6 protein-coding genes are annotated in these 4757 nt (G+C 41.6%); all 6 read right to left on the bottom strand.

Translation table 11 applies throughout. The features are described from left to right. The coding region (priA, locus tag AC1DUW_RS21200; protein WP_477643383.1) for a replication restart helicase PriA at window positions 1-1512 on the bottom strand (1512 nt) is incomplete at its 3' end. Window positions 1513-1518: 6 nt separating this feature from the next. Continuing rightward, window positions 1519-2721, bottom strand: coding sequence for a bifunctional phosphopantothenoylcysteine decarboxylase/phosphopantothenate--cysteine ligase CoaBC (coaBC, locus tag AC1DUW_RS21195; RefSeq protein WP_477643382.1), 1203 nt, complete (start codon window positions 2719-2721; stop codon window positions 1519-1521). Window positions 2722-2994: 273 nt separating this feature from the next. Then, entirely contained in the window at window positions 2995-3201 is a 207-nt protein-coding gene (gene rpoZ / locus AC1DUW_RS21190) for a DNA-directed RNA polymerase subunit omega (protein ID WP_053345270.1), read from the bottom strand. Between the two features lie 3 nt (window positions 3202-3204). Beyond that, a complete protein-coding gene (gene gmk / locus AC1DUW_RS21185) occupies window positions 3205-3819 on the bottom strand; it encodes a guanylate kinase (protein WP_034313809.1) in 615 nt (204 codons plus the stop codon). 10 nt (window positions 3820-3829) lie between these two features. Then, complete coding sequence (gene remA, locus AC1DUW_RS21180; RefSeq protein WP_034313813.1) at window positions 3830-4093, bottom strand: extracellular matrix/biofilm regulator RemA; 264 nt, start codon at window positions 4091-4093, stop codon at window positions 3830-3832. A 54-nt stretch (window positions 4094-4147) separates the two neighbouring features. After that, window positions 4148-4757, bottom strand: a 610-nt coding sequence (locus tag AC1DUW_RS21175) for a YicC/YloC family endoribonuclease (protein ID WP_477643381.1), incomplete at its 5' end; no start/stop codon positions are given.

Raw genomic sequence — 4757 nt, 5'->3', positions numbered from 1 at the left:
GGAGGAATGTCCTCGTTTATTTAGCATCAACACCGCCTGTTGCCCCTTTTCAAGCCGGTCTTTCAACTTCGTAAAGAGCAGCTCTGAAAACATCGATCGATTTCCCGTCCTTAATTCTTCCCTCATATCAACAATATCCACTGCCGGCAACGCATTTTTATTCATCCGCTGACTAAGAGTCAATAACTGATAGACGTTTTTCTTGGCACGTGCAAAGGATTCAAGAGTCGGAGTGGCGCTACCGAGAATGACCGGACATGAATATGATTTCGCTCTTTGAATGGCAACGTCCCTTGCATGATAGCGGGGCGTTTCTTCTTGCTTATAACTGGATTCATGCTCCTCATCAATGATGACTAGGCCCAGGTTTTCAAAAGGTGCAAATACGGCTGAACGGGCCCCTACCACTACTTTTACTTCTTTTCGATGGATTTTCCGCCATTCATCATATTTTTCGCCCACAGACAAACCACTATGCATGACCGCTACCTGCTCACCAAAGCGCTCCTTAAACCTTTTCACCGTTTGTGGCGTCAAGGAGATTTCGGGAACCAGCATAATGGCTTCCTTACCTTTATCCATGACAGAGGCAATCGCCTGCAAATACACTTCAGTCTTCCCGCTTCCTGTTACACCATATAAAAGGAAAACTTCATGTTCGTCATGTTTTATTTTCTCCTGAATGGGCTTCAAGGCAGCTGCTTGTTCATCCGTTAAAGTAAAGGGATTGGATTTTTCAAACACACGATTTTCATAGGGGTCGCGGTATATTTCCTGATCCAGTTCCACTAAAGCCCCTTTTGATACAAGGGACTTTACCGTGCCGCTTGAGGCATTAACCATTTCAAGTAGTTCCTTAAGCGAGACTGGTTCTGGATGTTCAATAAAGTATTGAAGAAGTTCTTGTTGTTTTTTTGCATTACCGGAAAGTGTAGAAGCCATTTCTTTCAATTCCTCTGGGGAAAGTAACGGTTTAATGATACGGACCGTCTTCTTATTAAGGCGGTTTTTCACATAATACATTAGCTCTAAATTGCCGTTTTGTACTTCTTTTTGAAAAAGGGAGGCATGCTCACCTTCAATCACATCTTTCCAGGATAATGAATCATGTTTTCCGAAAAGCTTTTGAATGAGAGGTGGAAGTTGCTCCTTTTTATCTTCAATGATATTGATCACTTTTTCATATTTTGCTTTCATTGCAGCAGGAAGCATTGCCTGAAGCGCTGAAATTTTAAAACACATGGCCTCTTTGGTCAACCAGTCACCCAACTTAAGCAATTCATCATTTAGAATTGGCTCCAAATCCATTGGTTCTTTGATATTGCGTAATTTCGCAAAATCACTTTTGGATTTTAATCCGGTCACGAAGCCCTGTACCATTCTCGGGCCAAATGGGACAATGACGCGCATTCCAGGCTTGATGACTTGTTTCCATTTTTCAGGGATGCGATAGTCAAATTCTCGATCTGTTTGTTTTGCAGGTACATCCACAATAACGGATGCAATATCCATAAGACATCATTCCTTTTGCATGCGAGATACTTCTGACAGAATGCTTTTGGCTATATCCGCTTTACTCATTTTAGGAAGGTCGGTAGCACGTCCATCTTTATTGAAAATCGTCACAATATTTGTGTCCGTGCCAAAGCCTGCCCCGGCAACGGTAACATTATTGGCAACAATCATATCTGCTTTCTTTTTCGCTAATTTCCCTCTTGCATACTCTTCAACATTATTCGTTTCCGCTGCAAACCCTACCAATATCTGATGGGTTTTATTCTCACCTAGTTCCTTAAGGATATCCTTTGTCCGTTCAAATTCAATCACATTTTCACCCGGCTGCTTTTTCATTTTCTGAGCATGATAAAATTTCGGTTTATAGTCTGCCACTGCGGCCGTCATGATCACGACATCACTAGTATCATATTGTTCAAAAACCGCATCATACATATCTGCTGCTGATTCCACATGGATGACCTTGACCTTTGAAGGAGGTGTCAAGCTTACGGGGCCGGTAATCAATGTCACCTCAGCCCCCTGCTCAGCTGCCTGCTCAGCAAGGGCATAGCCCATTTTCCCGCTGGAATGATTCGTCACATAACGAACCGGATCGATTGCTTCACGAGTCGGTCCAGCAGTTATCAAATATTTCTTTCCTTTAAGGGGTTGTAATTTTCTTTCACCGAAATATAGATTGAGGTGTTTTACAATCGTTTCCGGTTCCTCCAATCTACCCTTTCCAACATATCCGCAAGCCAAATAACCTTCACCTGGTTCAATGAATTGATACCCGAACGTACGAAGTGTCTCTATATTTTTTTGGACCGCTGGGTGTGCGTACATATGGACATTCATTGCGGGTGCCACCCAAACAGGAGCCTCCGTGGCTAAAATTGTCGTCGTGACCATATCATCTGCGATTCCATTGGCTATCTTGCCAATAACATTTGCCGTAGCTGGAGCCACAAGGATGATATCTGCCCAATCAGCCAGGTCAATGTGGGCAATAACTGAAGAATCTTTTTCATCAAATGTATCAGTATAAACATCATGTCTCGAAAGTGCTTGAAAGGTAAGCGGCGTCACAAATTGACGTGCCGAATCACTCATGATTACTTTAACTTGGGCACCTGCCTGTGTGAGTTTACTGGTCAGGGCAGCAGCCTTATATACAGCAATTCCGCCGGTGACACAAAGAAGAACTTTTTTATCGATAAGCATGCAAATTTCCCCTAACTATATATTCTATTTTTCTTAATTATGAAGGATTACAGAAGAAATTTCATTTGATATGCGCAGCAACATATGGATTTTTGCATTATTGTGATGTCTATGCCTGCTTTTTCAATGCTTTCCGTCTGCTTAAGGAGCATTTCTAAAAATCAAAAAAAACAGGCCTGACACCTTGGCCGCAGGAAGGAAGCAACTTTCAAATGTAACGCATCCTGTTTGCTTTAGGGTGTCAGGCCCGATAGGTCAAGCTTATGTGTTCGCTTAGTTTTCCTCGTAAGAATTATCGTAAGTCAATTTACCAGTATGAATTTCTTCAAGGGCACGACCAACAGATTTATGAGAAACTGGTTTATTAATGAGGCAATTATCTTTAATTTGCATTTCTCTGGCACGTTTAGCTGCCACTGATACAAGTGAGTATTTTGAATCGATTTTTAATAATAGGGAATCAATTGATGGATATAACATAGTTTATTCCGCCTCCAACATTTTTTTATATAAAACAGCAACTCTTTCCCGACGGCAATGCTCGGCAATTACAATTGCATTAATTCTAGCACAAGCAGCATCCACATGATCATTTTCAACGACATAATCATACAGATCCATAAGTTCTATTTCTTCTTTAGCTACTTTCATCCGCCCTTTAATCGCTTCCTCTGTCTCGGTACCGCGTGTTACAATTCGGCTTTCGAGTTCAGTCAAGCTTGGGGGTGCAAGAAAAATGAAAAGCCCTTCAGGAAATTTCTCCCTGACCTGTTTGGCTCCTTGAACTTCGATTTCCAGAAAAACATCTTTTCCAGAGTCGATTGTTTCACGAACATAATCCACAGGTGTTCCATAATAATTGCCGACGAACTCAGCATATTCAAGCAGTTTACCTTCTTCAATTAACGCTTCGAATTCCTCACGTTTTTTAAAGAAATAGTCTACTCCGTCCACTTCACCATGGCGTGGCAGTCGTGTCGTCATCGAAATTGAATATTCAAATGCCGTACCAGGCTGAGAAAAGATCGCCTTCCTTACTGTTCCTTTACCAACACCGGATGGACCGGACAAAACGATTAATAAACCTTTTTCTCTCATATTCTTTTAGTTACCCCTCTTCTACGCTGTCATCTCTATCTTGAAGCCTTGCTGCAACCGTTTCTGGTTGAACCGCTGATAAGATAACATGGTCGCTGTCTGTAATAATAACGGCCCTTGTTCTTCTACCGTATGTAGCATCTATTAAGGATCCGCGATCTCGAGCATCCTGGATAATCCTTTTAATCGGAGCTGATTCAGGACTCACGATGGATACGATCCGGTTTGCGGAAACGATATTCCCAAATCCAATATTAATGAGCTTTATTGACATTTTTGTCCCCCATTCATATTCTATTGTCACCTTGATAGGTTCATCATAAACCGACTACTCGATATTTTGAACCTGTTCCTTTAATTTTTCAAGCAGACTTTTCATTTCAACCACTTCTTTAGTAATGGTCGAATCATTTGCCTTTGATCCAATTGTATTGACTTCTCGATTCATCTCCTGAACAAGGAAGTCAAGTTTTCTACCGATTGGTTCACCATGTGTAAGCGTTTCTGAAAATTGCTGTACATGACTTTCAAGTCTCGTCAGCTCTTCATTTATATCACATTTATCAGCAAAAATGGCCGCTTCTGTCACAATACGGCTATCCTCAATCAATCCTTCTGTCAACTCAGCTAGCTTGATTGCCAACCGTGCTTTATATTTCTCGACAACTGAAGGCGCATAGTTTTTAACTCCCACTACAATCTCACCAAACTTTTTCAGCTGATGTTGCAGATCCTGGGCCAGCTCCTGACCTTCCTGAGTCCGCATTTTTTTCAAGTTTTCCAATGCCCCCGAAACAGCCTCCATAAGCAAGGCTTCCAAATCAGTGGGAACAATCGGTACTTCTTCCGTCACGAAAATTGATTCAAGTTGTAGCATATCCTGTAATGTAACGGAACTTTCCAGGTTGTATTTCCCTTTAACCTTATCCATCAAACTC

This window comes from Peribacillus sp. P4_C12 (genome assembly GCF_056402095.1).
Note: the sequence above shows the minus strand (reverse complement) of the source record. Positions and strands in the feature narration are given on the sequence as shown.